General features: G+C 62.0%; 16 protein-coding genes. 14 read left to right on the top strand and 2 right to left on the bottom strand.

The window, feature by feature from the left end:
- Window positions 1–335: 335 nt before the first annotated feature.
- From hrpA to DA373_RS07805, 4 genes are all read left to right on the top strand, one after another.
- Complete coding sequence (gene hrpA, locus DA373_RS07820) at window positions 336–4211, top strand: ATP-dependent RNA helicase HrpA (protein WP_107851747.1); 3876 nt, start codon at window positions 336–338, stop codon at window positions 4209–4211.
- Window positions 4212–4691: 480 nt separating this feature from the next.
- Window positions 4692–4979 (top strand): 50S ribosomal protein L25, encoded by a 288-nt coding sequence (gene rplY / locus DA373_RS07815; RefSeq protein ID WP_107851746.1) that lies wholly within the window; start codon window positions 4692–4694, stop codon window positions 4977–4979.
- 172 nt (window positions 4980–5151) lie between these two features.
- Entirely contained in the window at window positions 5152–5892 is a 741-nt protein-coding gene (locus DA373_RS07810) for a Mut7-C RNAse domain-containing protein (protein WP_107851745.1), read from the top strand.
- 42 nt (window positions 5893–5934) lie between these two features.
- A complete protein-coding gene (locus tag DA373_RS07805; protein WP_107851744.1) occupies window positions 5935–6159 on the top strand; it encodes an amphi-Trp domain-containing protein in 225 nt (74 codons plus the stop codon).
- Here DA373_RS07805 and yegD read toward each other — a convergent pair.
- Window positions 6150–7508 carry a molecular chaperone gene (gene yegD / locus DA373_RS07800; protein WP_107851743.1) on the bottom strand — a complete coding sequence of 453 codons (1359 nt, stop codon included), beginning with the start codon at window positions 7506–7508 and terminating at the stop codon, window positions 6150–6152. The two genes, DA373_RS07805 and yegD, sit on opposite strands and share 10 nt — an antisense overlap.
- 165 nt (window positions 7509–7673) lie before the next feature.
- Here yegD and DA373_RS07795 point away from each other — a divergent pair, with 165 nt between their 5' ends.
- The 7 genes from DA373_RS07795 to DA373_RS07765 all read left to right on the top strand — a co-directional run bounded on the left by DA373_RS07795 (window position 7674) and on the right by DA373_RS07765 (window position 14981).
- Entirely contained in the window at window positions 7674–10385 is a 2712-nt protein-coding gene (locus DA373_RS07795; RefSeq protein WP_232821224.1) for a cation-transporting P-type ATPase, read from the top strand.
- A gap of 81 nt (window positions 10386–10466) precedes the next feature.
- On the top strand, window positions 10467–10859 hold the full coding sequence (locus DA373_RS07790; protein ID WP_107851742.1) for a DoxX family protein: 393 nt from the start codon (window positions 10467–10469) through the stop codon (window positions 10857–10859).
- A 72-nt stretch (window positions 10860–10931) separates the two neighbouring features.
- Window positions 10932–11438, top strand: a complete 507-nt coding sequence (locus DA373_RS07785; protein ID WP_107851741.1) for a DUF3087 domain-containing protein — start codon at window positions 10932–10934, stop codon at window positions 11436–11438.
- Window positions 11438–11644 (top strand): DUF3565 domain-containing protein, encoded by a 207-nt coding sequence (locus tag DA373_RS07780; RefSeq protein WP_107851740.1) that lies wholly within the window; start codon window positions 11438–11440, stop codon window positions 11642–11644. Before DA373_RS07785 ends, DA373_RS07780 begins: the two co-directional genes overlap by 1 nt.
- An 87-nt stretch (window positions 11645–11731) precedes the next feature.
- Window positions 11732–12712, top strand: coding sequence for a hypothetical protein (locus DA373_RS07775; protein ID WP_107851739.1), 981 nt, complete (start codon window positions 11732–11734; stop codon window positions 12710–12712).
- A gap of 14 nt (window positions 12713–12726) precedes the next feature.
- Window positions 12727–13548 carry a mechanosensitive ion channel family protein gene (locus DA373_RS07770; protein ID WP_107851738.1) on the top strand — a complete coding sequence of 274 codons (822 nt, stop codon included), beginning with the start codon at window positions 12727–12729 and terminating at the stop codon, window positions 13546–13548.
- Window positions 13549–13577: 29 nt separating this feature from the next.
- Window positions 13578–14981, top strand: coding sequence for a serine hydrolase domain-containing protein (locus DA373_RS07765; protein WP_198650269.1), 1404 nt, complete (start codon window positions 13578–13580; stop codon window positions 14979–14981).
- A 111-nt stretch (window positions 14982–15092) separates the two neighbouring features.
- Here DA373_RS07765 and DA373_RS07760 read toward each other — a convergent pair whose 3' ends face one another.
- On the bottom strand, window positions 15093–16877 hold the full coding sequence (locus tag DA373_RS07760) for a BCCT family transporter (protein ID WP_107851737.1): 1785 nt from the start codon (window positions 16875–16877) through the stop codon (window positions 15093–15095).
- Between the two features lie 210 nt (window positions 16878–17087).
- Between DA373_RS07760 and recC the strand changes: the two genes are divergently transcribed.
- The 3 genes from recC to recD are packed head-to-tail and all read left to right on the top strand — an operon-like array spanning window position 17088 to window position 26091.
- Window positions 17088–20492 carry an exodeoxyribonuclease V subunit gamma gene (gene recC, locus DA373_RS07755; protein ID WP_107851736.1) on the top strand — a complete coding sequence of 1135 codons (3405 nt, stop codon included), beginning with the start codon at window positions 17088–17090 and terminating at the stop codon, window positions 20490–20492.
- The gene (gene recB / locus DA373_RS07750; RefSeq protein WP_107851735.1) at window positions 20489–24097 is read left to right on the top strand and encodes an exodeoxyribonuclease V subunit beta; all 3609 of its coding nucleotides are present in this window, start codon (window positions 20489–20491) and stop codon (window positions 24095–24097) included. Before recC ends, recB begins: the two co-directional genes overlap by 4 nt.
- The gene (gene recD / locus DA373_RS07745; RefSeq protein ID WP_107851734.1) at window positions 24094–26091 is read left to right on the top strand and encodes an exodeoxyribonuclease V subunit alpha; all 1998 of its coding nucleotides are present in this window, start codon (window positions 24094–24096) and stop codon (window positions 26089–26091) included. The genes recB and recD overlap by 4 nt, the downstream gene beginning before the upstream one ends.
- Window positions 26092–26234: the final 143 nt, after the last annotated feature.

The raw sequence follows: 26234 nt of genomic DNA, 5'->3' as shown, positions 1-26234 counted from the left end.
AGCCTTGCTTTCGTTTTTTTATTTTTAAAGTGATATTAATCAATAACTTATGGTTTCAGTTTGTAGTGGGAGTGGCTGGTTCAGACTCCAGCGCCAGTTTGACCTTTCAGGGAAAGATTAATGCCGTAAACAGTCGCAGCAAGGGAAAAGGGCGGCTCCGGGGTGGTGGGCTGATGATATTGTCGCCACCAAACCTGACGGAAAAGGCAGAAAGCCGCCTTTTTCCGGCTGGCCCCGGCCGGGGGCGTGCCCGGCTCAAGACTCCATTCAAACGTCGGTTTCTGCTAGACTGCGCGCCAGATTTTTGACATGAACGTTTTCACAGGGGTTCTGGTTTGGCGCAGTCGGTTGAACAGTTGCAGGCAAGACTGAAGGAATGCAGAAGCGCGGAGCGCGGGCGGTTTCGCCGCCGGCTGCAGGGCGTGGCAAAGCTTAATGAGGCCAAACGGCAACAGGTGCTGGAGAAAATCGCCCTGGAAATGGCCACTTCCATGGCCGAGCGCAGCCGCCGGCTGGAACTGCTGAAAAGCCCCATTGCCTATCCGCCCCAGTTGCCGGTGAGCGACAAGCGCGACATCATCAAAAAGGCCATTCAGGACCATCAGGTGGTGATCATCGCCGGTGAAACCGGCTCGGGCAAAACCACCCAGATCCCCAAAATGTGCCTGGAGCTGGGGTTGGGTGTGGACGGCACCATAGGCCACACTCAGCCCCGGCGGCTGGCGGCCCGCAGCGTGGCCACCCGTCTGGCCCAGGAGCTGGGTTGCGAGCTGGGCGAGCGGGTCGGCTTCAAGGTGCGCTTCAGCGATCAGGCAAGCACAGAGACCCAGGTCAAGCTGATGACCGACGGCATTCTGCTGGCGGAAATTCAGCAGGACCGGCTGCTGCGCCAGTACGACACCATCATCATCGACGAAGCCCACGAGCGCAGCCTCAACATTGACTTTATTCTGGGCTACCTGCGCCAGCTGCTGCCCAGACGTCCCGATCTCAAGGTGATCATTACCTCGGCCACCATAGATCCGGAGCGTTTCTCCAGCCACTTTAACGACGCGCCCATTATCTCGGTGTCGGGCCGTACCTATCCGGTGGAGCTGCGCTATCGCCCGCTGGTGGATGACAACCGGGAGCGGGATCAGCTGCAGGGCATTTTTGATGCGGTGACCGAGCTCAGCAACGAAGGCCCGGGCGATATTCTGATCTTTATGAATGGCGAGCGGGAAATTCGCGACACTGCCGACGCTCTGCGCAAGCTGGAGCTGCGCCACACCGAAATTGTGCCCCTGTTCTCACGACTGTCGAACGCCGAGCAGAACCGCATTTTTGAATCCCACAGCGGCCGGCGCATTGTGCTCGCCACCAACGTGGCGGAAACCTCCCTCACCGTGCCCGGCATTCGCTATGTGATCGATCCCGGCACCGCCCGCATCAGCCGCTATTCCTACCGCACCAAGGTGCAGCGCCTGCCCATTGAGCCGGTGTCCCAGGCCAGCGCCAACCAGCGTATGGGCCGCTGCGGCCGGGTAGAGGCGGGCATCTGTATTCGCCTGTACAGCGAAGAAGACTTTCTCAACCGGCCGGAGTTTACCGATCCGGAAATTCTGCGCACCAACCTGGCCTCGGTCATATTGCAGATGCTCTCCCTGGGGCTGGGGGACATTTCCGCCTTTCCCTTTGTGGAAGCGCCGGAAAACAAGAACATCTCAGACGGCATACGCCTGCTGGAAGAGCTGGGTGCGGTACAAAACGAGAAAAACGAACTCACGCTTACCCCGCTGGGGCGGGATTTGTCCCGCCTGCCGGTGGACCCCCGTCTGGGGCGTATGGTGCTGGCCGCGCGGGACTATGGCTGCGTCACCGAAGTGATGGTGATCACCGCCGCGCTGAGCATTCAGGACCCGCGCGAGCGACCGCTGGAGAAACAGCAGGCCGCCGCCGAAATGCACCGCCGCTTTGCCGACAAGGACTCGGACTTTGTCGCCTATATAAATCTGTGGAACTACCTGAAAGAGCAGCAAAAATTGCTGAGCGGCAATCAGTTCCGCAAGCAGTGCATGAGTGAGTTTCTCAACTACCTGAGAGTGCGGGAATGGCAGGACATTTACAGCCAGCTGCGGCTGGTGGTGCGGGAGCTGGGCTTTGCCCTCAACAGCACCCCTGCCGGCTACGACAGCCTGCACCGGGCCCTGCTCACCGGCATGCTCAGCCAGGTGGGCCTGCGCGACGGCGACAAAAAGGAAATCATGGGGGCGCGCAACGCCCGCTTTGTGCTGGTGCCGGGCTCGCAACTGGCCAAAAAGCCGCCCCGCTGGCTGATGGTGGCCGAACTCACCGAAACCCATCGTTTGTATGGCCGCACCGCCGCCCGCATTGACCAGCAATGGCTGGAAGAGGCGGGGGCCCATTTGCTCAAGTCCAGCTACAGCGAGCCGCACTGGTCGAAAAAGCAGGGCGCGGTCATGGGCTATGTGAGCCAGAACCTGTTTGGCCTGCCGGTGGTGGTGCGCCGCCGGGTGAACTACTCGGCCGTTGATCCCAAACTGTGCCGGGAGCTGTTTATTCGCCAGGCCCTGGTGGAAGGGGAGCTGCATACCCGCCACGAGTTCTTTCATCACAACCGGGCGTTGCTGGAGCAGGCCGAAACCCTGGAGCACAAGTCCCGCCGCCGGGATCTGGTGATCGACGACGAGACCCTGTTCCGTTTTTATGATGAGCGCCTGCCTGCCGATATCGTTTCCCTTCGCCACTTCGACAAGTGGTGGAAGGGGGCACGCAAGGCCGAGCCTGAACTGCTGCACTTTACCGAAGAGATGCTGCTCAACGAGCGCGCCGGCGCCGTGACCACCCGCGACTACCCGGATGCCTGGCAGCACGACGGTCTGAACCTGCCCCTGGATTATCAGTTTGAGCCGGGCAAGGAAGAAGACGGCGTGACCGTGCGCATTCCGCTGCCGCTGCTCAATCAGGTGGCCGCCGAGCCCTTTGAGTGGCAGGTGCCGGGCCTGCGCCGGGAGCTGCTGGTGGCGCTGATAAAATCCCTGCCCAAGCCCATGCGCAAGCATTTTGTGCCGGCGCCCAATTTTGCCGAGGCGCTGCTGGCGGCCATGACCCCCTTTGAAGGGCCGCTGCTTGACCAGATGGAAAAACACCTGCGGCGCATGACCGGCGTGACAGTGCCCCGCGAAGACTGGGACTGGTCGGCGCTGCCGGCGCACCTCATTATGCGCTTTGCGGTGGTGGATGCCGACGGCAAGGAATTGGCCACGGGGCGGGATCTGGAAAGCATCAAGCTCAGTCTGCAGGGGCAGGTGCAGACCGCGCTCACCGAGGCGGTGGACGACGATCGCTTTGAGCAGGAAGGCCTGCTGACGTTCCCCGCCAGGGCTATTCCGCAGACCTTTGCCGCCAAACGGGCCGGCTTTGAGGTGAAGGCCTATCCGGCGCTGGCGGATCAGGGCGACAGCGTGGCGCTGCAGCTGTGCGAAGACGAAACCAGCCAGGCTCAGACCATGTGGGACGGCCAGTGCAAGCTGCTGCAGCTGCAACTGCCGTCACCCATCAAGTATCTGCAGGACAAGCTGCCCAACAAGGCCAAGCTGGGACTCTATTTCAACCCCTACGGCAAGGTGCTGGATCTGGTGGACGACTGCATTCGCGCCGGTATTCATCAGCTGATGCGCGAGCACGGCGCTCCGGCCTGGACCCCGGGCGAGTTTGAAACCTTAAAAGACAAGGTCGCCGGCGAGCTCAACCCGACCGTGGCGGCCATTGCCCTGCAGGTGGAAGAGGTGCTGAGCCGGGCCCAGGCCATCAAGAAGCGGCTCAAGGGCAAGATTGACCTGTCCATGGCCATGGCCATGTCGGATATTCAGGCCCAGCTCGACGGCCTGATTTACCGCGGCTTTGTGACCGACACCGGCGCCGAGCGGCTGAAAGACGTATGCCGCTACCTCGAGGCCCTGAGCCGCCGGCTCGACAAGCTGGGCATAGATCCGCACCGGGACAGAGCGCACCTGCTGAAGATTCAGAATGTGCAGACCGCCTATCAGGCCCTGCTGAAAAAGCAGCCCAAAGGCAAGCCGCTGGATTCAGAGGTAAAAGCCGTGCGCTGGATGATAGAAGAGCTGCGGGTGTCGTACTTTGCCCAGACTCTTGGGACGCCCTATCCGATATCGGACAAGCGCATACTGCAGCAGATAGAAGCTCTTTAAAGCTGGAAGTCGTTAGCTGGCCTTTTGGTCAAACAAATCGCCAAAGAGGGCGCAATGCGAAGCATCAGTGCGGTTGCGCTCCGCCGACACGCTTCAGGCCCCTCCTTGGGACGCTCGAAAATGCCATCCATGGCATTTTATGGTCGGCTCCGGCAATCCCCACTGCTGCTTCGAGCAACCTCGGTGTTGACTGCGTGCAGCCAGTCAGTGCCAAGCGTGCGGAGGAGGGCAAAGCGTGTCTGCTTCGCCGTGCCCTTTGCGCCAAGGATGGCGCAATGGAGCCCCCATGGATGGGTTTACGGCGTGCCGGAGAAGTAGTGTGCTTTGACCGACGGTAGTGCACTGCTCTGCAAACGATAAAACGCCAGGCTTCCCGCTTCACAGCTTGCCCCGTCAGGGGCTGCGTGTTACCATCCGCGCGCTTTTATCAAGGCAAAGGCCGGTCGCAGCCTTTGTCATTAACCTCAAAGAGAGAAGATTATGTCATTTGTATTTGAAGCCGAAGTGCGTTCTGACCTGGGGAAAGGTGCGAGCCGCCGCCTGCGTCACGCCGATAAAGTGCCTGCCATCATCTACGGCGGCAACCAGGAGCCGGTAGCCATTGCTCTGGATCACAAAAAAGCCATCATCGCTCAGGCCGACGACGCCTTCTACAGCGAAGTACTGACTCTGGTTATCGACGGTCAGGAAGTGAAGGTTAAGGTTCAGGACGTTCAGCGTCACCCCTACAAGCCCAAGCTGGCTCACCTGGACTTCGTTCGCGCCTAAGCGAAACGAGCTTCAGAAAAAACCGCCGCAAGGCGGTTTTTTTGTGCCTGCAGCTTTTGTGGAGTTCGGCCAGCACAAGGCATTCTGCCTGGTGCATTGTTACGCTTGTAATTGAACCTTTCCGGATGTCCTTCCAGACTTGTCACTTATTGGCGTGGCAGGCAGTAAAAAAATGCGCAGCAGTCAGTTTCGTTTCTACGGCCAGCTCAACGACTTTTTGCCATCCGAGCTGCGCCAGCGGACCGTCTGCTACCGCTATTCCGGCTCACCGGGTCTGCGTGATGCCATTCAGGCCCAGGGTGTCCCCCATACCGAGGTGGATCTGGTGCTGGTGGATGGGGTCGCCCGGTGCTTCGATTTTAATCTTCAGGGGGGCGAGCAGGTCAGCGTTTATCCGCGCTTCAAGGCGTTTGAGCTGCAGGCCGGCAGGCTGGGACCAAAGCCGCTGGCAGTCCACCGGTTTATCCTCGATGTGCATTTGGGCAAGCTCTGCCGCCAGCTGCGGCTGCTGGGGTTCGATACCGCTTATGGCAATGACTTTGAAGACCGCCATATCATCGACCGCTCCCTGGCTGAGCGACGCATTATCCTGACCCGGGATCTGGGGATCCTCAAGCAGGCGCGGGTGCAATACGGCTATTTCGTCCGCGCCACGGCTCCCAACCGCCAGATTGGGGAAGTGTTGCAGGCCTTCGAGTTGAAGGAGCGCTGCCGGCCCCTGAGCCGTTGCATCAAATGCAATGGTGAGGTGGAGCGGGTCGCCAAGTCGCGGGTTGAAAGCCGCCTTCCAGACGGCACCCGCCGCAGTTACGAGCTGTTCTATCAATGCCGGGCATGTGGCCAGATCTATTGGCGCGGCGCCCACTATGCGAGGCTGATGGAGAAGCTGGCACGGCTTCAGCTTTTCCCATAGGCTGAACAGAGTCGAACGCAAAAGAGTGAAGGAAAAGCCACCATGAGTGCAAAACCAGAAAGGGATATTGAAAAGACCTATTCCACACCGGAATTTGTGGCAAAACTCAGGCGCCTCGCTGACGCACTGGAGAAAGGCGAAAAGTTTGAAATACAGATAGCCGGCGAACGAGTCTATGTTCCCGTTCGTGCCAAATACAGCATTGAGCACGAACGGGAAGACTCAGAAGAAGAAATTGAGTTTCAGATAAAATGGACTCACGAATAAATCTTCCCGGCCCAGCGGGTCAGTCCTGCGGTCACGCTGCCAAAGTGATCCCCAATCACAATGGGGGTGTGCTGAAACTGCTCCCGTAAAAACCGGTTCAGCACCGGCGATTTGGCGGTGCCGCCGGTGACAAACACCACCTCGGGCTCGGTGCCGGCCTGGGCGATGGCGTCCTTCATCAGCGCGGTAATGGCGGCCAGCTCCCGCTTACAGGCTTCGGCAAAGCCGTCCCTGTCCAGGTGCACGCCGAGATCGTCATCGATATCGGACAGATCAATATGCTGGCCGGTGTGCTCGGTAAGGGCGATTTTGCTTTGCTCGGCGGCGTTCACCACCCGGTAGCTGAGCTTGTGTTTATGCACCCTGAGCAGGCGGTTTACCAGCCCGGGCTCGGCCGCATCCCGCACCAGTTGTTGCAAAAAACGGCCGTTGGCGGCGCTGTAAAACTCGGTTTGCAGGTTGATGTCGTTAATGGCCACCGCCTGCCAGTAGCTGTTCACCGGAATGGCCTTGCCGCTGGCCAGCAGGCTGTTCAGGCCAAAGGCTGGCATTATGCCCCTCAGGGCAAAGGCAATGTCAAAGTCGTTGCCGCCCACCCGCTCACCACTGTGGCTGAGCAGATCCCGGCTGCGATCCTGGGAGGCCGCCTGTTCCGGTCCCATCAGCAGCATGGAGCAATCCGTGGTGCCCCCGCCAATGTCCACCACCAGTACCCGGGTTTCCTGAGTCAGGCCCGCCTCATATTCAAAGCCTGCCGCCACCGGCTCAAACTGAAACTCCACGTCCTTGAAGCCCACCCGCCTGGCGGCCCGTGTCAGAATGGCCAGCGCCTGGCGGTTGCTTTCTTCCCCCCGCAATCCCTGAAAGTTGACCGGCCGTCCAATCACCGTCTGGGTCACGGCTTTGCCCAGTGCGGCTTCGGTCAGGGTTTTTACATTGCTCATCATGGCCGCGACTATGTCTTCAAACAGCTCAACCTGCGGCGGCAGCAGGCCGCTGGCGCCCAGAAAGGACTTGGGCGACTTGATGTAGTAACCCTCGTCGGGCTCCTGCAGGTAGTGAGTGAGGGCCTCACGGCCAAAGAATAAATCACCGGCAATGCCGTCCAGCGCCAGCTCCCTGAGCTCGGCCTGGCCCCGCTGCAGCTGCAACTGGCGTTGCCGCTTGAAATTGTCCTGCTCGGCGGCGGGCAGCTGGCCGTACAGCCAGTTGACGATCACGTCCCGGCTGGGAGCATAGAGATTGGAGGGAATATAGCGGCCATGATCGCCCAGCGGCAGAATGCGGGGAGTGTTTGCGTCCATTACGCCAACGGCGCAGTTTGAAGTGCCGTAGTCAAATCCGATCATCGCGGGGCCTCAAAGCAAAAAAGGCCGCGAATGTTACAGGCATACCCGGCATCAGGCAAGGGGAGGGTGGAATGCCGGCCTATCAGGCTGATACCTGGGCGCAGCCACGGCGTATGCCGTTCGCCGGTTTATGCTTGATACAGTGGCAGACAAGAGGCAAACAGCATGGCCGGACACCAGAACAAGGCCTGGCACAGCATGGAGTGCGGGCAGGTGCTGCATGAATGGCATGCCAGTGAAGGCGGGTTAACCGCTGAGGAAGCCGCCGTCCGGCTGGCACGGCATGGCCCCAACCGGCTGCCGGCGGCGGCCCGGCAAGGGCCGCTGCGCCGTTTTCTGCGGCACTTTCACCATATTCTTATTTACGTACTGCTGGGCTCGGCCACCATTACGGCGGCGCTGGGGCATCTGGCCGATACCCTGGTGATCCTGGCGGTGGTCCTGGTTAATGCCGCCATCGGATTTATACAGGAAGGCAGGGCCGAGCGGGCCATGGAGGCGATACGCGGCATGCTGACTCTGCGCGCCTCTGTGCTGCGTAACGGAGTGCGGACCTCGGTGGCCAGCGATACCCTGGTGCCAGGCGATATTGTGCTGCTGGAAGCCGGCGACAGGGTGCCGGCTGATGTGCGTTTGCTGGCCGCCAGGGGCCTGCAGCTGCAGGAGTCCATACTCACCGGCGAGTCGCTGCCCGTCGACAAACACACGCTCTCCGTGACCGCCGGGGCGGTGCTGGGCGACCGGAGCTGCATGGCTTACAGCGGTACTCTGGTCACCAGCGGGCAGGGGCGGGGTTTGGTGGTGGCGACCGGCACGAACACGGAAATTGGCCGTATCAGCGGCATGCTGTCTTCAGTGCAGACGCTGGCGACACCACTTTTGCAGCAAATGAACCTGTTTGCCCGCTGGCTGACGCTGCTGATTTTGCTGGTGACGGGTACCTTGCTGGTGTTTGGCTATTTTGTTGAGCGACTGGCTTTTGCCGAGCTGTTTATGGCCGTGGTCGGGCTGTCGGTGGCGGCCATTCCCGAAGGGCTGCCGGCGGTACTGACCATTACCCTGGCGGTGGGGGTGCAGGCCATGGCCCGGCGCAATGCCATTGTCCGGCGTCTGCCCGCCATAGAAACCTTAGGCTCGGTGTCGGTGATCTGCACCGACAAAACCGGCACGCTCACCCGTAATGAAATGATGGTGGCCACCCTGGTGACCGGGCAGGCCGAATTTACTCTGGATGGAATGGGCTATGCGCCCGAAGGCAATGTTCGTTGCGCTGAGCAAGGGGTAAAGGCCGGTGAGCATGGGGTGTTGCAGGAGCTGGGGCACGTGGCGGCGCTGTGCAACGACGCAGCCCTGCACCGGCGCGACGGCGTCTGGACGGTAGAAGGCGATCCCATGGAGGGGGCCCTGCTGGCGCTGGCCGGCAAGCTGAGCATTGATGTGCACAGGGAGCAGGAAGCCTGGCCCCGTACCGATGTGATCCCCTTTGATGCCCGGCACCGGTTTATGGCGACCCTCCATCATGATCACGCCCACCATGCCCGCATCCTGGTCAAGGGGGCGCCGGAGCGGGTTCTTGCCATGTGCAGCCGGCAGCTTGCCCGGGATCAGGGCTGCGAGCCGCTGAATATGGCGTACTGGCAGCGGCAGGCCGGAGCCATTGCCGGCCAGGGCCAGCGAGTGCTGGCCCTGGCGGTGAAGCCGGTGCCGCCCCGGCATACCGTGCTGGCGTTTTCCGATGTGGAGCAGGAACTGACTCTGGTGGGACTGGTGGGGCTGATGGATCCGCCGCGGCCGGAAGCGGTCAGTGCCATTCGGGAATGTGATGAGGCGGGCATCGCCGTCAAGATGATCACCGGTGATCACAAGGACACGGCGGCGGCCATTGGCCGGCAAATCGGCCTGCGCAATCCGGCAGCGGTGCTGACCGGCGCCGAGCTTGACGAAATGAGCGACGCCAGCCTGGCAACGGCGGTGCTGCATACCGATATTTTTGCCCGCACCAGTCCGGAGCACAAGCTGCGCCTGGTGATGGCGCTGCAGTCTCACGGCATGAGTGTGGCCATGACCGGTGATGGTGTGAATGATGCACCGGCTCTTAAACGCGCCGATACCGGCATCGCCATGGGGCAAAAAGGCAGCGAGGCGGCCAAGGAGGCGGCCGAGTTTGTGCTGGCCGATGACAATTTTGCTTCTATCGTGGCGGCGGTGCGGGAAGGGCGCACCGTATACGACAACATCAAAAAAGTGATCAGCTGGACCCTGCCGACCAATGCCGGCGAGGCCATGACCATTATGGTGGCGTTGCTGTTTGGCATGACGCTGCCGATCACCCCGATACAGATCCTCTGGGTTAACCTGATCACCGCCGTCACCCTGGGGCTGGCCCTGGCTTTTGAACCGACCGAGGCCAATACCATGCGCCGCCCGCCACGGGCCCGAGACGAGCCGCTGCTGGGCGGTGAGCTGGCCTGGCACATAGTGCTGGTCTCCCTGCTGTTTCTGGCCGGTGTGTTCGGTATTTTCAGTTACGCCATGGCCCGGGGTTACTCAGTGGAGCTGGCGCGTACCATGGCGCTGAACACCCTGGTGGTGATGGAGATTTTTCATTTGTTTTTTATCAGAAATTTGCATGGCGGCTCGCTGACCTGGCAGGCTATCAAGGGCACACCGGTGGTGTGGGCCACCGTGCTGTGCGTGACCCTGGCCCAGTTTGCCATTACCTATTTGTCGCCGCTGCAGACACTGTTTGTGACCGCTCCCGTGCCCCTTGCCGATGGTCTTATCATCATAGGAGTGGGCGTGATCCTGTTTGTGTTTATTGAAACCGAGAAACAGCTGCGTTTGCGGCTGCGCACCCTGCGTCATCGCGAGGGGTGAACACACTGTATATGTCCGGCCTTGCGCCCGGGCGCTAATGGCACTTTTATTGAAGGTGAGAATCACAACAGGGAGCAACGCATGGATACCTTTTTGAATGCCTGGCGGCCACGGGTGCTGAGCCTGGTGCGCATGGTGTCGGCCTTTTTGTTTATGCAGCATGGCGGGCAGAAGATACTGGGCTTTCCGGCGCCGGCCCGGGGCGAGTTTGAGCTGTTTTCGCTGATTGGTGCGGCCGGGGTACTGGAGCTCTTTGGCGGCGCCCTGCTGCTTGCCGGGCTCTACACCCGGCCGGTGGCCTTTGTGCTTTCGGGGCAGATGGCCTTTGCCTACTTTATTGCCCACCACCCGCAGGGGTTCTGGCCGCTCAATAACGGCGGCGAGCTGGCCATCATGTTCTGTTTTGTGTTTTTCTATCTGGTGTTTGCCGGGGGTGGCAGCTGGAGCCTGGATCGGGTGCAGGGCCGGCGGTAAGCGCACGGGTATGGGAACAAGCGGCGGCCGTGATTATAATGCGGCCGTTTTTTTATCTTTTTTCAGGTGTTTATGAAACTCAAAGAAATAGACAAAAGCCGCTATCGCCGTCATCTCAACCGGGTCTTCATCGGCTCGGCCCTGGCCCTGGCGGCGTTCAGCCTGGGCATTTCCCAGCTGCTGATCGCCCTCTTTCCCGATCCCGGCGGCAGCCATTTTCACTGGAACCTGCTGGGTGTGATCGTTGGCGCTTTGCTGGTGGGCGCCGGACTCAGCCGGCTGCGCCAGCACCCCTTTATGACCGAAGTGGTGTATGTCTGGGATCTGAAACAGCGGCTCAACAAGATCAGCCGCAAGCGCCGGCAGGTGGAAGCGGCTGCACAAAAAGGGGATGAAACGGCCATGCAGGTGCTGCAGTTCAGTTATGCCGGCTCGCGCCAGCTGTGGCTGCTGGATGACAACACCCTGGTGATGGACGAGCTGGCGGTCAAGCAGACCGAGCTCAACAACCTGGCCGAAGAGCACGGGGTTACCCTGGATGCAGACCGTTATGATGAATCCATGCTTGAGCGGTTTTAATGCAACGGCCCATCACCGGTTACCATCAGGACGAAGAAGGCCACTGGGTGGCGGAGCTTGCCTGTGGTCATAACCAGCATGTGCGTCATCAGCCCCCCTTTATCAACCGGCCCTGGGTGATCACGGCGGCGGGGCGGGCGGCAAGGCTGGGCATGATGCTCAACTGCAAAAAGTGTGATCGCCGCGAGCCACCGGACCGGCCCTGATCGTGCAAGACTCTTCGCCGCCTGACGTAATCCCTATACTGGTGTTATTCCGTCAGAGGAAAAACCAGACTACCAGGGGAGAAAGGCATGGCCGGCAACACGCACTGGCAAGTAATTCAGCTGAGCGAATATCGCTGTCCGGACCCGCCGGCCAGCACCCGGTTGCAGCGAGTCTGGCACCGGCTGCAGCGTCTGTTGGGAATGACCGAAACACCGGATATGGAAAGCGCGGCCGCGCTGCCCGATTACAGCGAGTTCAACCGAATGCCGGCGGTGACGGCGCTGGACAGATACCTGAAAGGCTGGCCGGGCACGCAGCGTGAAGTGCGCTTCCTGCTGGATCCGCCGTTCAGCGCCACCGCCGAGATTGCCCGGGACTGGGCCGAATGGCGGCAATGGCCGAGGCTGACGCCGCCCACTCAGGAGCAGCTGAATGGTGCCCAGGTGGATGCCTGGTGGGCCGGGCAGGGGGTGAGGGGGCCCTGGCTGATTGATGATCTCGCCCGCTATTTTCTGCGCACCGCCCGGGGCATGGCGTTTTTACGCATTCTGCTGGTACAGCTGGTGCAGGGCGGTTTTGGCTCCGGTTTGGTGGTGTGCAACAGCTGGACCTACCGCTTTATTGTGCAGGCCTTTGAACTGAGCCTGCCGAATATGCACTGCTTTGCACCGGCCACGCCGGCCCTGCTACGAGAACTGGGTATTCAGGGAGATGACCGGCAACTGGCCCGGCTGGCCGCCCGGTCCCGGGGCAATTCGGGAGTGGCGCTGGCGCTGTGGTCGGCAGAATATGGCCATGATCAGGCGCTGCCCCGTATGCCCGCCGGCGCCGACGACACCACGGCGTTTGTACTCTATGCCCTGTTGCTGCACCGAGGGCTTGGCGAGCAGGGGCTGCAGCAGGTGCTGCCCATGCTGGCACCGGATCAGCTGGCGGCCTGTTTGCTGCGTCTGGCCTGTGTGGGGCTGGTGCAGCGGGATGGTACATGTTGGCGGATCAGTCCGGTGGCCTATGGCGAGGTGCGGGAATTTCTGGCCGGGCGGGATCACTGCCTGGACGATTTTTAGTGCAGGAGGCTGATATGGATACGGAGCAACTCACCGGCCTGTTTCGCCGAATGACCCCGGCCATGCTGGCCGAAGTGGCAGTCGTGCTGGCAGTGGCGGTGTTGCTGGCCTGGCTGATACAAACTCTGCTGCCCTGGCTGGCGGGCCGGCTGCATGGCCGGCGTCGCCACTGGGTGCTGGCGCTGATACCCACCTTGCGAATTCTGGTGGTGGCGGTTGCCATTGGCTGGATTGTTACCCTGCTTATCGAGCCGTCACTGCGCAACATGGTGGCCATTCTGGGGGCGGTGGGGCTGGCGCTGGGCTTTGCTCTCAAGGATTATGTCAGCAGTCTGTTTGCCGGCGTGGTGGCGGCCTATGAGCGACCCTACCGGCCCGGCGACTGGATAGAAGTGGACGGTTGCTATGGTGAAGTGCGCCGCATTGGCCTGCGGGCGCTGACCATGGTCACCCCCGACGACACGGTAGTGCTGGTGCCGCATCTCAAGTTGTGGACAGAACTTATCCGCAACGCCAATAATGGCGGGGCCAGCCTGTTGTGTGTGGCCAGTTTTTACCTGGCGCCGGAGCACGATGCCCATGGGGTGCGCCGGGTATTGCATGACGTGGCCCTGTCCAGCCCTTTTATCAAGCTCAGCCGGCCGGTGGTAGTGGTGATGGAAGATCACCCTTGGGGCAGCCGCTACCGGATCAAGGCCTATCCGATGGACCCGCGTCAGCAGTTTCAGTTTGTCACCGATCTTACCGCCCGGGGCAAGGCCGCATTGCAGAGCATGCCGGTGCAGTTTGCTCAGGTGGAAGCCATGGCAAGCAGCCGCGACAGTAATGCGGGGTAAGGTTGTGAACGAGGAATGGATCCTGGTATTTGGCAAGCAGCGTTCAGTTTGAAATTAATAATTATGAATTATTGATATTGTTAATTCTTTGTTGCAATAATGTTCTTGCTGGTGTCGGTGAGTGGCGAACAAACTCGTCTGTGCACACCAGCAGCATCACAAGCCGTGAAATATCAGTATCTAAGGACGAGGATACAAATTTGAAAACATCCCGATACACAGCCAAAAACTGGAAATACCTGGCCCCCTTACTGCTGGCCGGAACATGCGCGACCTTGCCGCTGGTCAGTTATGCCGATATCTCGGGCCAGGGCTCGCAGGTCACGGTAATGTCCGATGGACTGGTTACTGCATTGCCTGAACAGGTGGGGGTCGACTCACGGATGTTGACCCAACTTTCTAGTTGGTTACGTGAGCAACAGCTGGATATCCGCAGCCTCTTGATTGTTAAAGACGGCAAACTCATCTTTGAGCGTTACACCAGTGATCTGGATCGAGATCACAATTATGAGCTTTATTCCATTACCAAAACCGTCACGTCGCTACTGGCTGGGATGCTGATTGACGAGGGCCGGCTCAGTCTGGACGACAATATTTATGACACATTGGGCAAATACCGCCCGGATCTGCAGGCGCAGCTGGCAGACAAAAAGGACATCACCCTGCGTCACCTGCTGTCCATGTCCTCCGGTCTGCACTATGACTTCAATCCTGAAAACGATCCCATCTATTACGGTTCACCGGATCGGCTGAAACTGGTTGCCGGTACCACACCCAAGGTGGCACCAGGTAGTGAATTTGAATACACGGACGTTAATCCCGTTTTTGTGGCTGCCATGGTCAGTGCCGCTGCTGGTATGCCGGTGGCTGACTATGCCGCTGAAAAGTTGTTCAAGCCATTGGGTATGGCTAACTACCAATGGGACAGGGCTGATGAGCAGGGGCTGGTTTCTGCTGGTTGGGGGTTGCGACTAAGGGCGATCGATCTGGCTAAAGTTGGTCAGTTGATTATGGATAAAGGTCAATGGCAAGGCCGGCAGATTGTCTCCGAAAGCTGGATCAAGCAGATGTCGACACCGGTCGCAGCCCGGGACTTTGGTTATTATCTGTGGCTGCAGCATATTGTGGATACGGAAAAGGATATGGACATGATGGGTTTCAAAGGCCAGTTTGCCACCATTTTGCCGGACAGTAACACTGTGGTGGTGATGACCAGCATGTTGCCCATTGATGGCGGATTGCGTCATAGCAAAAATGTCCGGGTGTTCCGCGATGTGGTGAATGACTACGTGGTTCCGGCCATTCATGCCGATACCACGCCGTCTGCCGCCCTTGATGCTCAACAGGCGCTGCAGCAGGAACTGGTACTCAGTGCCAGCAGTAAGGGGACTCCGGGGGTCTTTGTGGATCCCACCGATATTCCTCGTAGCTGACGTTTCCTGGGCAGGTACTCTGCCTGTTTGGTGGTACCAGGATCCTTGGTATCCCGTTATTTCTCACCGTGTTCCAGTGCCCCTGCCTGCGCAGGGGCGATCTGAGAGATATCACACCTTCAGCGGCGTCACCGTATTGCTTTCCTCTTCCTGCTGCTGACGAATTTCCTCATATTCCGCCTGCTGGGCCAGCACGGAGCCTTCCGGCGCTTCCGAGGTTTTGCCCTGCTCCCAGGGGGCCGACTCGGGCAGCTCCTCGATATGAATGGTCTTCAGTGAGTAGTCGGGCTGGTAGTGCAGATCGTACTTGGCGGCCTTGATAATCGACACCATCATCATGGCCATGATCACGATCAGCGGCGCCCCGGCAAAGATGGAGGCGGTCTGCAGGGTAGACAGGCCCCCCAGGAACATCAGCACCGCCGGCATAAAGCACAGGGTAAAGGCCCAGAACAGCCGGTTCCAGCGGTGCGGCTCGCCGTCCACTTCCCGCTGCACCACCGACGCCAGAATATAGGAGATGGAGTCAAAGGTGGTGGCGGTAAAGATGATGGCCAGCAGGGTGAACACGGCGATCATCAGCCAGCTCATGGGCAGGGTGTTCAGCACCGCAAAGATCGCCGCCGTGGGGCTTTGCTGGTTGAGAATGGCCACAATGTCGAGCCCGCCCGACAGCTGCAGATACAGGCCATAGTTGCCCAGCACCACAAAGAACACGGCGCAGCCCAGGGAGCCGAAGAAAATCGAGCCCACCACCATCTGGCGAATGGTGCGTCCTTTCGAGATCTTGGCGATAAACAGGCCCACCGTGGGCGCGAACACCAGCCACCAGGCCCAGTAGAAAATGGTCCAGTCCTTGGGAAAGCGGGTTTCATGAAAACCGTGCCCGGCAAAGGGACCGAACGACTCGGTCCAGGTCATCATGGTCACCATCTGGGTCAGCGAGCGGCCAATGCTTTCCAGCCCGGTATTGAGAATAAAGCCGGTGGGGCCGGCAAACAGCACCACCGCCAGAAACGCCAGCGCCAGATAGAAATTGATGTTGGAGAAAAACTGAATGCCGCTTTTCAGGCCGCGGTATGCACTGTAGGCAAACAGAGCCGTGGTACCCAGCAGCACCAGTATGCGGGTCCAGGTGTTCACCGGCAGGCCAAACAGCTCGTGCAGGCCCTCGGTGACCATGGGCGAGGCCAGGCCCAGGGTGGTGGCGCCACCGCCGATCATGCCGAACACGAAAAACACATCCACCACCTTGCCCCAGTTGCTGGTGGCGAAGCTCTCGCCAAACAGGGGGGCCAGACTCTGGCTGACCTTGAGCCGGGGCGAGTTGCGCACATGGGCGAAATAGGCGATGGGAATGGCCGGGATCAGGTAAATGGACCAGGCCACCGGGCCCCAGTGAAAAATGCCGTAGGTGGCGGACCAGCGAATGGCTTCGGGGCTGCCGGCGGTGAGGCCAAAAGGGGGGGCCTGATAGTAGTAGGCCCACTCAATAATGCCCCAGTACAGAATGCTGGCGCCAATGCCGCCGCAGAACATCATGGCCGCCCAGGAGCCGTTTTTGAATTCCATTTCGTCTTCGGGCTTGCCCAGCTTGATGTTGCCAATGTCCGAAAACGAAATGTAAATCACAAACAGCACGGCGGTGACGCCCAGCGCCAGGTAAAACACGCCAAAGGTGTCGGTGATCCAGGTTTTGGCCCTGGCCACCCAGTCGGCACCCTGCTCGGGAAACATCACCAGCGGCAGGGTGACGGCGGCAAGAATAAATAGAACCGAAAAGAAAGTGAAGCGATCAATACGGGTATCGGGTGCATGGTCGGGTTTGAGCGGATGTTGATGAAGATCCGTATCAAAACTGCCGAGATGGATGCTTTGTTGCTGTTTTGCTGTCATGCAATGATTCCTTGTTATTGTTATCCATGGACTCGAAAGCCACTGGCCACGAGCATTCCGTCAGGCGGAAAACGTTAGGATTGTAATCATTTTTGGTGTGTTGGCAATGATGACGCCGTGGACGTTTTTCAAATAGCAAGGCAGGCGATGCTTAATGTCGCGCTCAATCGGCACTATCATGGAGCCGGAGCAGGGACACAAGGATAAAATATGCAGAACAACGAGGCGCTTACACCGGGCCTGATGGTGGTGCACGGCAACCACCTGGAAGCGCTGCGGGAGCTGGCGGTAACCTGGATGCGAAGCCACCCGCTGGCGCCGCTCGAGAACGAAGTGATACTGGTGCAGAGCAACGGCATCGCCCAGTGGCTCAAGCTGGCCCTGGCCGAGCACCGCAGCGGCGGTATTGCCGCCGCCGTGCAGGTGGAGCTGCCGGCGCGGTTTTTATGGCAAAGCTACCGGGCAGTGCTGGGCAGCCATAGCATTCCGCGGCTGTCGCCGCTGGACAAGGCGCCACTCACCTGGCGGCTGATGCGCTTGTTGCCTGAGCTGGTCAGCGATCCGGTATTTGCCCCCCTTGAACGTTTTTTGCAGAACGACGGTGACGGCCGCAAGCGCTATCAGCTGGCCGAGCGGCTGGCGGATCTGTTTGATCAGTATCAGGTATACCGGGCCGACTGGCTGGCGGCCTGGGCTGCTGGCCGGGATGTCATTATTCATGGTCGCCGGGGCGAGCAGCCACTGGAAGACGTTGCGCGCTGGCAGCCGGCGCTGTGGCGGGCCCTGCTGCATGATGTGGGCGAGCAGGAGCTGGCCGGCAGCCGGGCCGGCGTGCATCCGCGCTTTGTGGAACATTTACGTACCTGTGACGGCCGCCCCGCCGGACTGCCGCGCCGGGTGGTGGTATTCGGCATTTCCTCGCTGCCGGCGCAGACCCTGGAGGCACTGTCGGCCATGGCCCGCTTCAGCCAGGTACTGCTGTGCGTACACAACCCCTGCCAGCACCACTGGGGCGACATAGTGCCGGATCAGGATCTGCTGCGGCACCAGTACCGCCGTCATGCCCGCAAGGCCGGCCAGGCCCCGGGCCTGAGCGATACCGAACTGCACCAGCATGCCCACCCGCTGCTGGCGGCCTGGGGCAAACAGGGCCGGGACTACATCAACCTGCTCGACAGCCTGGACGATCCCGACAGCTACCGGCAGCGTTTTGACGCCATCGGCAGCCGCATCGATTTGTTTGACGACGGCGATACTCAGCATCTGCTGGGTCAGCTGCAGGACGACATTCTCAACCTGCGGCCGCCGGCGGAAAGCCGGGAACACTGGCCGCCGCTGGCCCGAGAGCAGCTCAGCATCGAGTTTCATATCGGCCACAGCGCCCAGCGGGAAGTGGAAATACTGCACGATCAGTTGCTGGCCCGCTTTTCCGGGGACGACACCCTGCGCCCGCGGGACATCATCGTCATGGTGCCCGACATCAATGTCTATGCGCCCCATATTCAGGCGGTATTCGGCCAGTATGAGCGGGACGACGACCGTTTTATTCCTTTTACCCTGGCAGATCAGGGCAGCCGGGGCAGTGAGCCGCTGCTGATTGCCCTTGAGCATCTGCTGCGCCTGCCCGAGAGCCGGCTGCCGGTGAGTGAGGTGCTGGATCTGCTGGATGTGGCCGCCCTGCGCCGGCGCTTTGGCATCAAGGAGACGGATCTGCCGGTGTTGCGCCGCTGGATTGAAGGCGCCGGGGTGCGCTGGGGGCTGGATGCCCGCCGTCGTGCCGGCTTGGGTCTGCCCGAAGCCCTTGAGCAGAACACCTGGCGCTTTGGCCTGCGGCGCATGTTGCTGGGCTACGCCGTGGGCGCCGGCGATGCCTGGGCCGGCATTGAGCCCTATGATGAAATCGGCGGTCTGGATGCGGCCATCATAGGTCCGCTGGTGAGTCTGCTCGACGCCATTGACGCACTGCACGATGCCCTGACCGAGGCCGTGCCGGCTGCAGACTGGACGGTGCGGCTGCATGGGCTGCTGATGGACTTCTTTACGCCCGACACCGAGCGTGAGCAGGCGCTGATGGCCGGCCTTACCGACGCTCTGGAGCAATGGCAGGCGTTGTGCGCCGGGGTGGATCTCGGCGAGCCGCTGCCACTCACCGTGGTGCGAGAAGCCTGGCTGGGGGCGGTGGATCAGGGTCGGCTCAGCCAGCGTTTTCTGGCCGGCGCGGTGAACTTCTGTACCCTGATGCCGATGCGTGCCATTCCCTTTCGCCGGGTCTGCCTGCTGGGCATGAACGACGGTGATTACCCCCGCAGCGTTACCCCTCTCGACTTCGATCTGATGGCCGGCGACTACCGTCCGGGGGATCGTTCCCGGCGGGAAGACGATCGCTATCTGATGCTGGAGGCCCTGCTGTCGGCCCGGGAAGGGCTGTACATCAGCTGGGCCGGGCGCAGCATTCGCGATAACAGCGAGCGACCGCCGTCCGTGCTGGTGGGCCAGCTGCGGGATCACCTGAGCGGCTGGCAGCTGGAAGACGGCGGCGAACTGCTGGCGGCCATCACCACAGAGCACCCGCTGCAGCCCTTCAGCCGGCGTTATTTTACCGGGGAAAGTGGGCTTGCCAGCTATGCCCGGGAATGGGTTCAGGCCGAGCAGGAGCCTATGAGCGCCGATACGCCACTGGTGCCCTGGCAGCCCGACGGGCCCGTGACTTTGGAGCAGTTGCAGCAGTTTTTGCGCCAGCCCGTGGCCACCTTTTTCGCCCGCCGGCTCAAGGTGGTGCTGGATGAAAGCGTCGCCACCGAGCAGGACGAGGAGCCCTTTGCCCTGAACGGTCTGGAGCGTTACGTGATCAAGCGCGAGCTGCTGGATGCCGCCGCCGGGGCCGAGGATGTGAATGAAGCCGTGCTCCGGGCCGCCACCCGGCTGCAGGGACAGGGCCGGCTGCCGCTGGCGGGCTTTGGCGAGCGCCTGCGGGCCGAGGTGCAGGGGGCGCTGCCGGAGCAGCTGAGTGGCTATCATGCCCTGTGCCAGGCCTGGCCCGAGCGTCTGACGTCGCCCTTGCCGCTGTCGCTGGTTCATGGCGGCCTGCAGCTGGAAGGCTGGCTGGGTGGCCTGCGCCGGAGTGGTAAGCATCTTGCCCTGATTGAGCTGCAGCCGGGGGATCTGGCCAGTAAAAAAAGCCTGCGCTGGCACCGGCTGCTGCGGCCTTTTGTGGCCCAGGTGGTGGCCTGCGCCTGCGGCATTGAGCTCAGCCTCTATGTGGTGGGCGAAGACATCATACTGCACGGCGAGCCACTGGCGCAGCCGGATGCACAGCACATTGTGCAGGGCTGGCTGGATGCCCTGCAGGCGGGCATGACGGCGCCGTTGCCGGTGGCCATCAAAACCGCCATGGCCTGGCTGGACAAGAAAGACGAGGCGGCCGCCTGCAAAATCTATGACGGGGACGATTACCACAGCCAGGGGGAGCGGAGCGAGAGCGGCGCCCTGGCCCGGCAGTTTCCCGATTTTAACGCCCTGAATGCCGATGGCACCTTTGCCGCCTGGAGTGAGCGGCTTTACCGGCCGTTGCTGGACCACGGCCCGCAGCCCCTGTCACAGGAGACATCATCATGACTGCACCGCGTCCGCTGGCGCTGACCTTTCCCCTGCATGGCAGCCGGCTGATCGAGGCCAGCGCCGGCACCGGCAAGACCTTTACCATTTCGGCGCTGTATCTGCGGCTGGTGCTGGGGCACGGTGGCGAGCAGGGCTTTGTCCGGGAGCTGCTGCCGCCGGAAATTCTGGTGGTGACCTTTACCGATGCCGCCACTCAGGAGCTGCGCGATCGCATTCGCGCCCGGCTGGTGCAGGCGGCGGCGGTGTTTCGCGGTGAGGCGGACGGCGATGAACTGCTCACCACCCTGCGGAACGATTTCGCCCCCGAACACTGGCCCGGCTGCGCCCACCGCCTCGACATTGCCGCCCAGTGGATGGACGAGGCGGCGGTATCCACCATTCATGGCTGGTGCCAGCGCATGCTGCGCGAGCACGCCTTTGACAGCGGCAGCCTGTTCACCCAGACCCTGCAGACCGATCACAGCGACCTGCTGGCGGAGGTGGTGCGCGACTACTGGCGCGGTCAGTGCTACCCGCTGGAAGGCACCGCCCTCGACTGGGTGATCGAACACTGGCGAACGCCGGACGACTTGCTGAAAAAGCTGCGGCCGTTGCTGGCCGAGCCCGGCGAAGCCGAGGGCGAACTGGGCGGGCTGCTGGAGACTCGTCTGCAGGAGCGCGAGCGGGCGCTTGCCGCACTCAAGGCACCCTGGGCCGCCTGGGTGGATGAAATAGAGCAGATACTGCAACCGGCCATCGCAGCCAAAAAAGTGCATGGAAAATGGTTGCAGGCCAAACGGACGGACGGCTGGCTTGCCGTCATTCGTGCCTGGCTGGGCAGCAATGCCGCTGAGTTGTCGCTGAGCGACGCCGCAGTGTATCGCCTGACCCGGGAAGGGATCACGGAAGCCTGGAAAGACACGGCACAAGCGCCGTCTCATCCCGCCTTTGTCGCCATGGAAACGCTCCCCGAGCAACTGGCATCACTGCCCGGGCCAGCCGAGCCGGCCCTGCGCCATGCCGCTGCCTGGGTGCGCCGGCGTTTTGAGCAGGAAAAACGCCGCCGGGCCGAAATGGGCTTTGACGACATGCTCACCCGCCTCGACGAGGCCCTGGCCGGGGAGAATGGCCCGCGCCTGGCGGAGGTGATCCGCCAGCAGTTCCCGGTAGCGCTGATCGACGAATTTCAGGATACGGATCCGCTGCAGTACCGCATTTTCGACACCATTTACCGGGTGGCCGAGAACCGCCCCGACAGCGGCCTGTTTATGATCGGCGATCCCAAGCAGGCCATTTACGCCTTTCGTGGCGCCGATATTTACACCTATCTGCAGGCGCGGACCGCCACCGAAGGCCGGCACTATACCCTGGATACCAACTTTCGCTCGTCCACTGCCATGGTCTCGGCGGTAAATCAGCTGTTTAAACGGGCCGAGCACCATGATGACGGGGCCTTTCTGTTTCGCCGGGGTGAACACAACCCGCTGCCCTTTGTCTCGGTCAGGGCCCGGGGCCGAAGTGAACAATGGCAATGCGACGACAACCCCTGGCCGGCGCTGGTGCTGTGGCAGCTGGAAAGTGACGATGGCAAGCGCTTTGCGGCTGGTCACTACGTTGAGGCAATGGCGGCACGTTGCGCCAGCCATATGACCCGGTTGCTGAATCTGGGCGGGGAAGGGCGCGCCGGCTTTGCCGGCCAGAATGGATTGACCCCGGTGAAGCCCAGTGACATGGCGGTGCTGGTGCGCAGTTTTCGCGAGGCTCAGGCCATTCGCCGGGCGCTGGCGGCGCGGGGCGTACGCAGTGTGTATCTGTCCGACAAGGACTCGGTGTTTGCCAGCCCCGAGGCGGTGGACCTGCGGCACTGGCTGCGCGCCTGTGCCGAGCCGGAGCAGGACGGCAAACTCAGGGCGGCGCTGGCCACCGCCACCCTGGGGCTGAGCCTGGGCGAGCTGGAGCGGCTGAATCAGGACGAGCGCCACTGGGAGCGCCGCGTGATGCAGTTTCGGGACTACCGCCGCATCTGGCAGCGTCAGGGCGTGCTGCCCATGGTGCACCGGCTGTTGCACGACTTTGATCTGCCGGCCCGGCTGCGGCAGGGCACCGAGGGCGAACGCAGCCTGACCAACCTGCTGCACCTGGCCGAGCTGATGCAGCAGGCCGCCGCCACCCTGGATGGTGAGCAGGCGCTGATCCGCCATCTTGCCGAGTGCATGGACGGCGAGCGCCAGGCGGCCGACGAGCAGGTGCTGCGACTGGAAAGCGATGACGCCTTGGTGCGGGTGGTGACCATTCACAAATCCAAGGGGCTGGAATATCCGCTGGTGTTTCTGCCCTTTATCTGTAGCTTCAGGGAAAGCGGTGCCCGGGGCGCGCCGGTCCAGTTGCATGAAGGCGGCCGCAAGCGGCTGGTGCTCAACCCCAGCGATGAACAAAAAGCGCAGGCCGACCGGGAGCGGCTGGGAGAAGATCTGCGACTGCTCTATGTGGCTCTGACCCGGGCCCGCCATGCCTGCTGGCTGGGGTTGGCCGAGCTGGGTACCAGCAAGCAATCTCACCTGCACCGCTCGGCCATGGGCCGGCTGCTGGGCGGTGGCGCCGAGCTTGCCGGAAGCCTGAGTGACTGGCTGATGCCCCTGGAATGTGAGCATACCGTGCTGTGCCCGGCACCCGATGCAAGCAAAGAGCGGCTGCTGGAGTCCTTCACCGAGCAGTCAATGCCGGTGTGGGCCACGCCGGCGCGGCCCGCCGCCGAGCACTGGTGGATAGCCTCATACAGCGCCTTGTTATCCCGGGATGATGCCGGCCGGCGTTTTGATGATGCCTCGCCGGAGCGGCCCGATGCGGGCAAGGCCGGGGATGACGAGCTGGAGCGGCCCTTTGTGCCGCTGCGCCCCGGTGAAACCCCCAGCCTGCACCGTTTTTCCCGCGGGCCGGCGGCGGGTACCTTTCTGCACGGCCTGCTGGAGCTGGCGCTGGCCGAGGGACTGGCGGCACAGCCCGATGAGCTGGCCAGTCAGCTGGCCCGGCGCTGTCAGCTGCGGGACCTGGCGGAGTGGACCGCTCCGCTGACCGACTGGCTGCGGGGCCTGCTGGCCACGCCCCTGTTCAAGGACGGCCCGGCACTGGAGGCCCTGACCTGTTTTCAGCCGGAGATGGAGTTCTGGCTGGAAGTCAGCCGGGTACAGATCCCGGTGCTGGATACCCTGGTGCGGACCCATATTCTGCCCGGTCGGGAGCGGCCGGCGCTGGCACCGGGGCGGCTGAACGGCATGCTCAAGGGTTTTATCGATCTGGTGTTTGAACACGACGGCCGTTACTACGTGGTGGACTACAAGTCGAACTGGCTGGGCCCGGAAGACCAGGATTACACCCAGGCGGCCATGGCGGATCAGGTGATTCAGCACCGCTACGATCTGCAGTACGTGCTCTATGTACTGGCGCTGCACCGTCAGTTGTTGTTGCGCCTGCCCGGTTACGACTACGACACCCATATGGGCGGTGTGCTTTACGCCTTTATTCGTTGCCCCGGTGCCGGCTGGTTTGACCGACCGCCCCGGGTGCTGATAGAAACCCTGAACGCGCTGTTTTGCGGCGATCCCACCGAAGAGGTTCAGCCATGATCACCACCAATACCACCGCCGCCGAGCTGCTGGCGCTGCTCGACCGCTGGGTGGAGCTGGGCTGGCTGCGCCCGCTGGACCGGGCGCTGGCGGTTTTTTTTATCGAGCAGCAGCCCGACACCGATGCCAGAGTGCTGCTGGCGGCGGCGCTGGCCAGCCACCAGCTGGGCCATGGTCACGTGTGCCTGGATCTGGCGGCGACCCTGGCCGAGCCGGACTTTGCCCTGTCGTTGCCGCCGGAAGGAGAAGAAGGCCTGGCCGATGTCTGGTTGCCCTCGCAGTGGCTGGCGTCCCTGACCCTGGAAGACTGGCGTCAGGCCCTGGCGTGCAGCCCTCTGGTGGCGACCAGTCACGAGCCGGAGCGGCCGCTGGTGCTGCAGGGCGAACGGCTTTATCTGCGCCGTTACTGGAGCTATGAGCAGGGGGTGGCACGGGCACTGGCGGCGCGCATTGCCGATGACAGAGCCGTGCCCGGTGACTTGCCCGACTGGCTCGACCGGCTGTTTCCCGAGCCGCTGGTGCTGAATGGCGAGCGCCAGACCGACTGGCAGAAACTGGCCTGCGCGCTGGCGGCGAGCAGCGGTTTTACCCTGATCACCGGCGGCCCCGGGACCGGCAAGACCACCACGGTCGTGCGGCTGTTGGCGCTGCTGCAGGGCACCGCCGGGCAGCCCCTGCGTATTCGGCTGGCGGCTCCCACCGGCAAGGCGGCGGCCCGGCTTACCGAGTCCATCGGCGCTCAGGTGGCCTCGTTGCCGGTGAACGAAGCCGTGCGTGCCCATATTCCGGCGGAAGTGAGCACCCTGCACCGGCTGCTGGGCAGCCTGCCGGACAGCCGTCATTTTCGTCATCACGCCGGCAATCCGCTGCCCCTGGATGTGCTGGTGGTGGACGAGGCGTCGATGATCGATCTGGAAATGATGCACGGCCTGCTGGCGGCGCTGCCCGCCCATGCCCGGCTGCTGCTGCTGGGAGACAAGGATCAGCTGGCGTCGGTGGAAGCGGGTGCACTGCTCGGCGATCTGTGCCGAGATGCCGAGCAGGGACTGTATACCCCTGAGCGACTGGCCTGGCTTGAAGCGGTCAGTGGCGAGCAGGTAGCGCACCCGTCCCTGAAGGCCGGCGAGCCCGGCCGGCACGCCCTGGCCCAGCGCATTCTGATGCTGCGCTATTCCCGCCGCTTTGCCGGTGTCTCCGGCATTGGCCGGCTGGCAGAGGCGGTGAACCGCCAGCAGCCGGAGCTGGCCCGGGAGCAGCTTGGCGGCAGCGAGGAGGTGGCCACGGTGCGGATCAGGGGTGAGCAGGACAGGGCCCTTAACCGGCTGCTGCACGACGGCCGGGGCCAGGCTCTGGGTTACGGTCATTATCTGGAGCTGTTGCGGGACAAGCGGCCCGCCGCCGGCACGGCCTTTGACGATTCAGCCTGGCAGGACTGGGCCAAAGGCGTGCTCAATGCCTTTGACCGGTTCCGGCTGCTGTGTGCGGTGCGCCGTGGCCCCTGGGGTGTGGAAGGATTAAATGCGCGCATTGCCGGCCTGCTGCACCGGCGCGGTTTGCTGGAGGCGGAGGAGGGCTGGTATGAGGGCCGGCCGGTGCTGGTGACCCGCAACGACTACGGTCTGGGACTGATGAATGGCGATATCGGCATCGCTCTGCGTCTGCCCGAGGAAGACGGCCGCCATGTGCTGCGGGTGGCCTTTCCCCGCAACGATGGCAGTGGCGGACTGCGCTTTGTGCTGCCCAGCCGGCTGGGGGAGGTGGAAACGGTATTTGCCATGACGGTGCACAAGTCTCAGGGCTCGGAATTTGCCCACACCGCGCTGATCCTGCCCGAGGCCCTGAACCCGGTGCTGACCAAGGAGCTGCTCTATACCGGCATTACCCGGGCCCGGCACTGGTTCACCCTGCTGGAGCCGAGAAAAGGCGTGTTTGAGCAAGCCATACAGCGCCGGGTGGAGCGGCGCAGCGGTTTGCTGGAAAGCCTGACCCGGTAGCAAGGGGGAGCGCGGGATTTCCGTTCCCACGCAGTGCATGGGAGCGAGTTTATAATGACTCATTGCATATCTGAGCTGTAGGCGCCGCTTCAGCTGGCGCAAAGCTGCCGGCGACGCCTGTTTTTAAACGTGCTGCGCACGTT

Source organism: Oceanimonas marisflavi, assembly GCF_003049725.1.
Lineage (GTDB): Bacteria > Pseudomonadota > Gammaproteobacteria > Enterobacterales > Aeromonadaceae > Oceanimonas > Oceanimonas marisflavi.
This window is presented reverse-complemented; position numbering and strand designations above follow the sequence as displayed.

What these genes read in the sequence shown, in the direction of transcription:
- DA373_RS07775 (WP_107851739.1), top strand. Translation starts at nt 11,732, where the DNA reads ATGGCCGGCAACACGCACTGGCAAGTAATTCAGCTGAGCGAATATCGC.
- DA373_RS07810 (WP_107851745.1), top strand. Translation starts at nt 5,152, where the DNA reads ATGCGCAGCAGTCAGTTTCGTTTCTACGGCCAGCTCAACGACTTTTTG.
- DA373_RS07795 (WP_232821224.1), top strand. Translation starts at nt 7,674, where the DNA reads ATGGCCGGACACCAGAACAAGGCCTGGCACAGCATGGAGTGCGGGCAG.
- DA373_RS07780 (WP_107851740.1), top strand. Translation starts at nt 11,438, where the DNA reads ATGCAACGGCCCATCACCGGTTACCATCAGGACGAAGAAGGCCACTGG.
- rplY (WP_107851746.1), top strand. Translation starts at nt 4,692, where the DNA reads ATGTCATTTGTATTTGAAGCCGAAGTGCGTTCTGACCTGGGGAAAGGT.
- recD (WP_107851734.1), top strand. Translation starts at nt 24,094, where the DNA reads ATGATCACCACCAATACCACCGCCGCCGAGCTGCTGGCGCTGCTCGAC.
- DA373_RS07790 (WP_107851742.1), top strand. Translation starts at nt 10,467, where the DNA reads ATGGATACCTTTTTGAATGCCTGGCGGCCACGGGTGCTGAGCCTGGTG.
- DA373_RS07785 (WP_107851741.1), top strand. Translation starts at nt 10,932, where the DNA reads ATGAAACTCAAAGAAATAGACAAAAGCCGCTATCGCCGTCATCTCAAC.
- recC (WP_107851736.1), top strand. Translation starts at nt 17,088, where the DNA reads ATGCAGAACAACGAGGCGCTTACACCGGGCCTGATGGTGGTGCACGGC.
- DA373_RS07760 (WP_107851737.1), bottom strand. Translation starts at nt 16,877, where the DNA reads ATGACAGCAAAACAGCAACAAAGCATCCATCTCGGCAGTTTTGATACG.
- DA373_RS07770 (WP_107851738.1), top strand. Translation starts at nt 12,727, where the DNA reads ATGGATACGGAGCAACTCACCGGCCTGTTTCGCCGAATGACCCCGGCC.
- recB (WP_107851735.1), top strand. Translation starts at nt 20,489, where the DNA reads ATGACTGCACCGCGTCCGCTGGCGCTGACCTTTCCCCTGCATGGCAGC.
- DA373_RS07805 (WP_107851744.1), top strand. Translation starts at nt 5,935, where the DNA reads ATGAGTGCAAAACCAGAAAGGGATATTGAAAAGACCTATTCCACACCG.
- yegD (WP_107851743.1), bottom strand. Translation starts at nt 7,508, where the DNA reads ATGATCGGATTTGACTACGGCACTTCAAACTGCGCCGTTGGCGTAATG.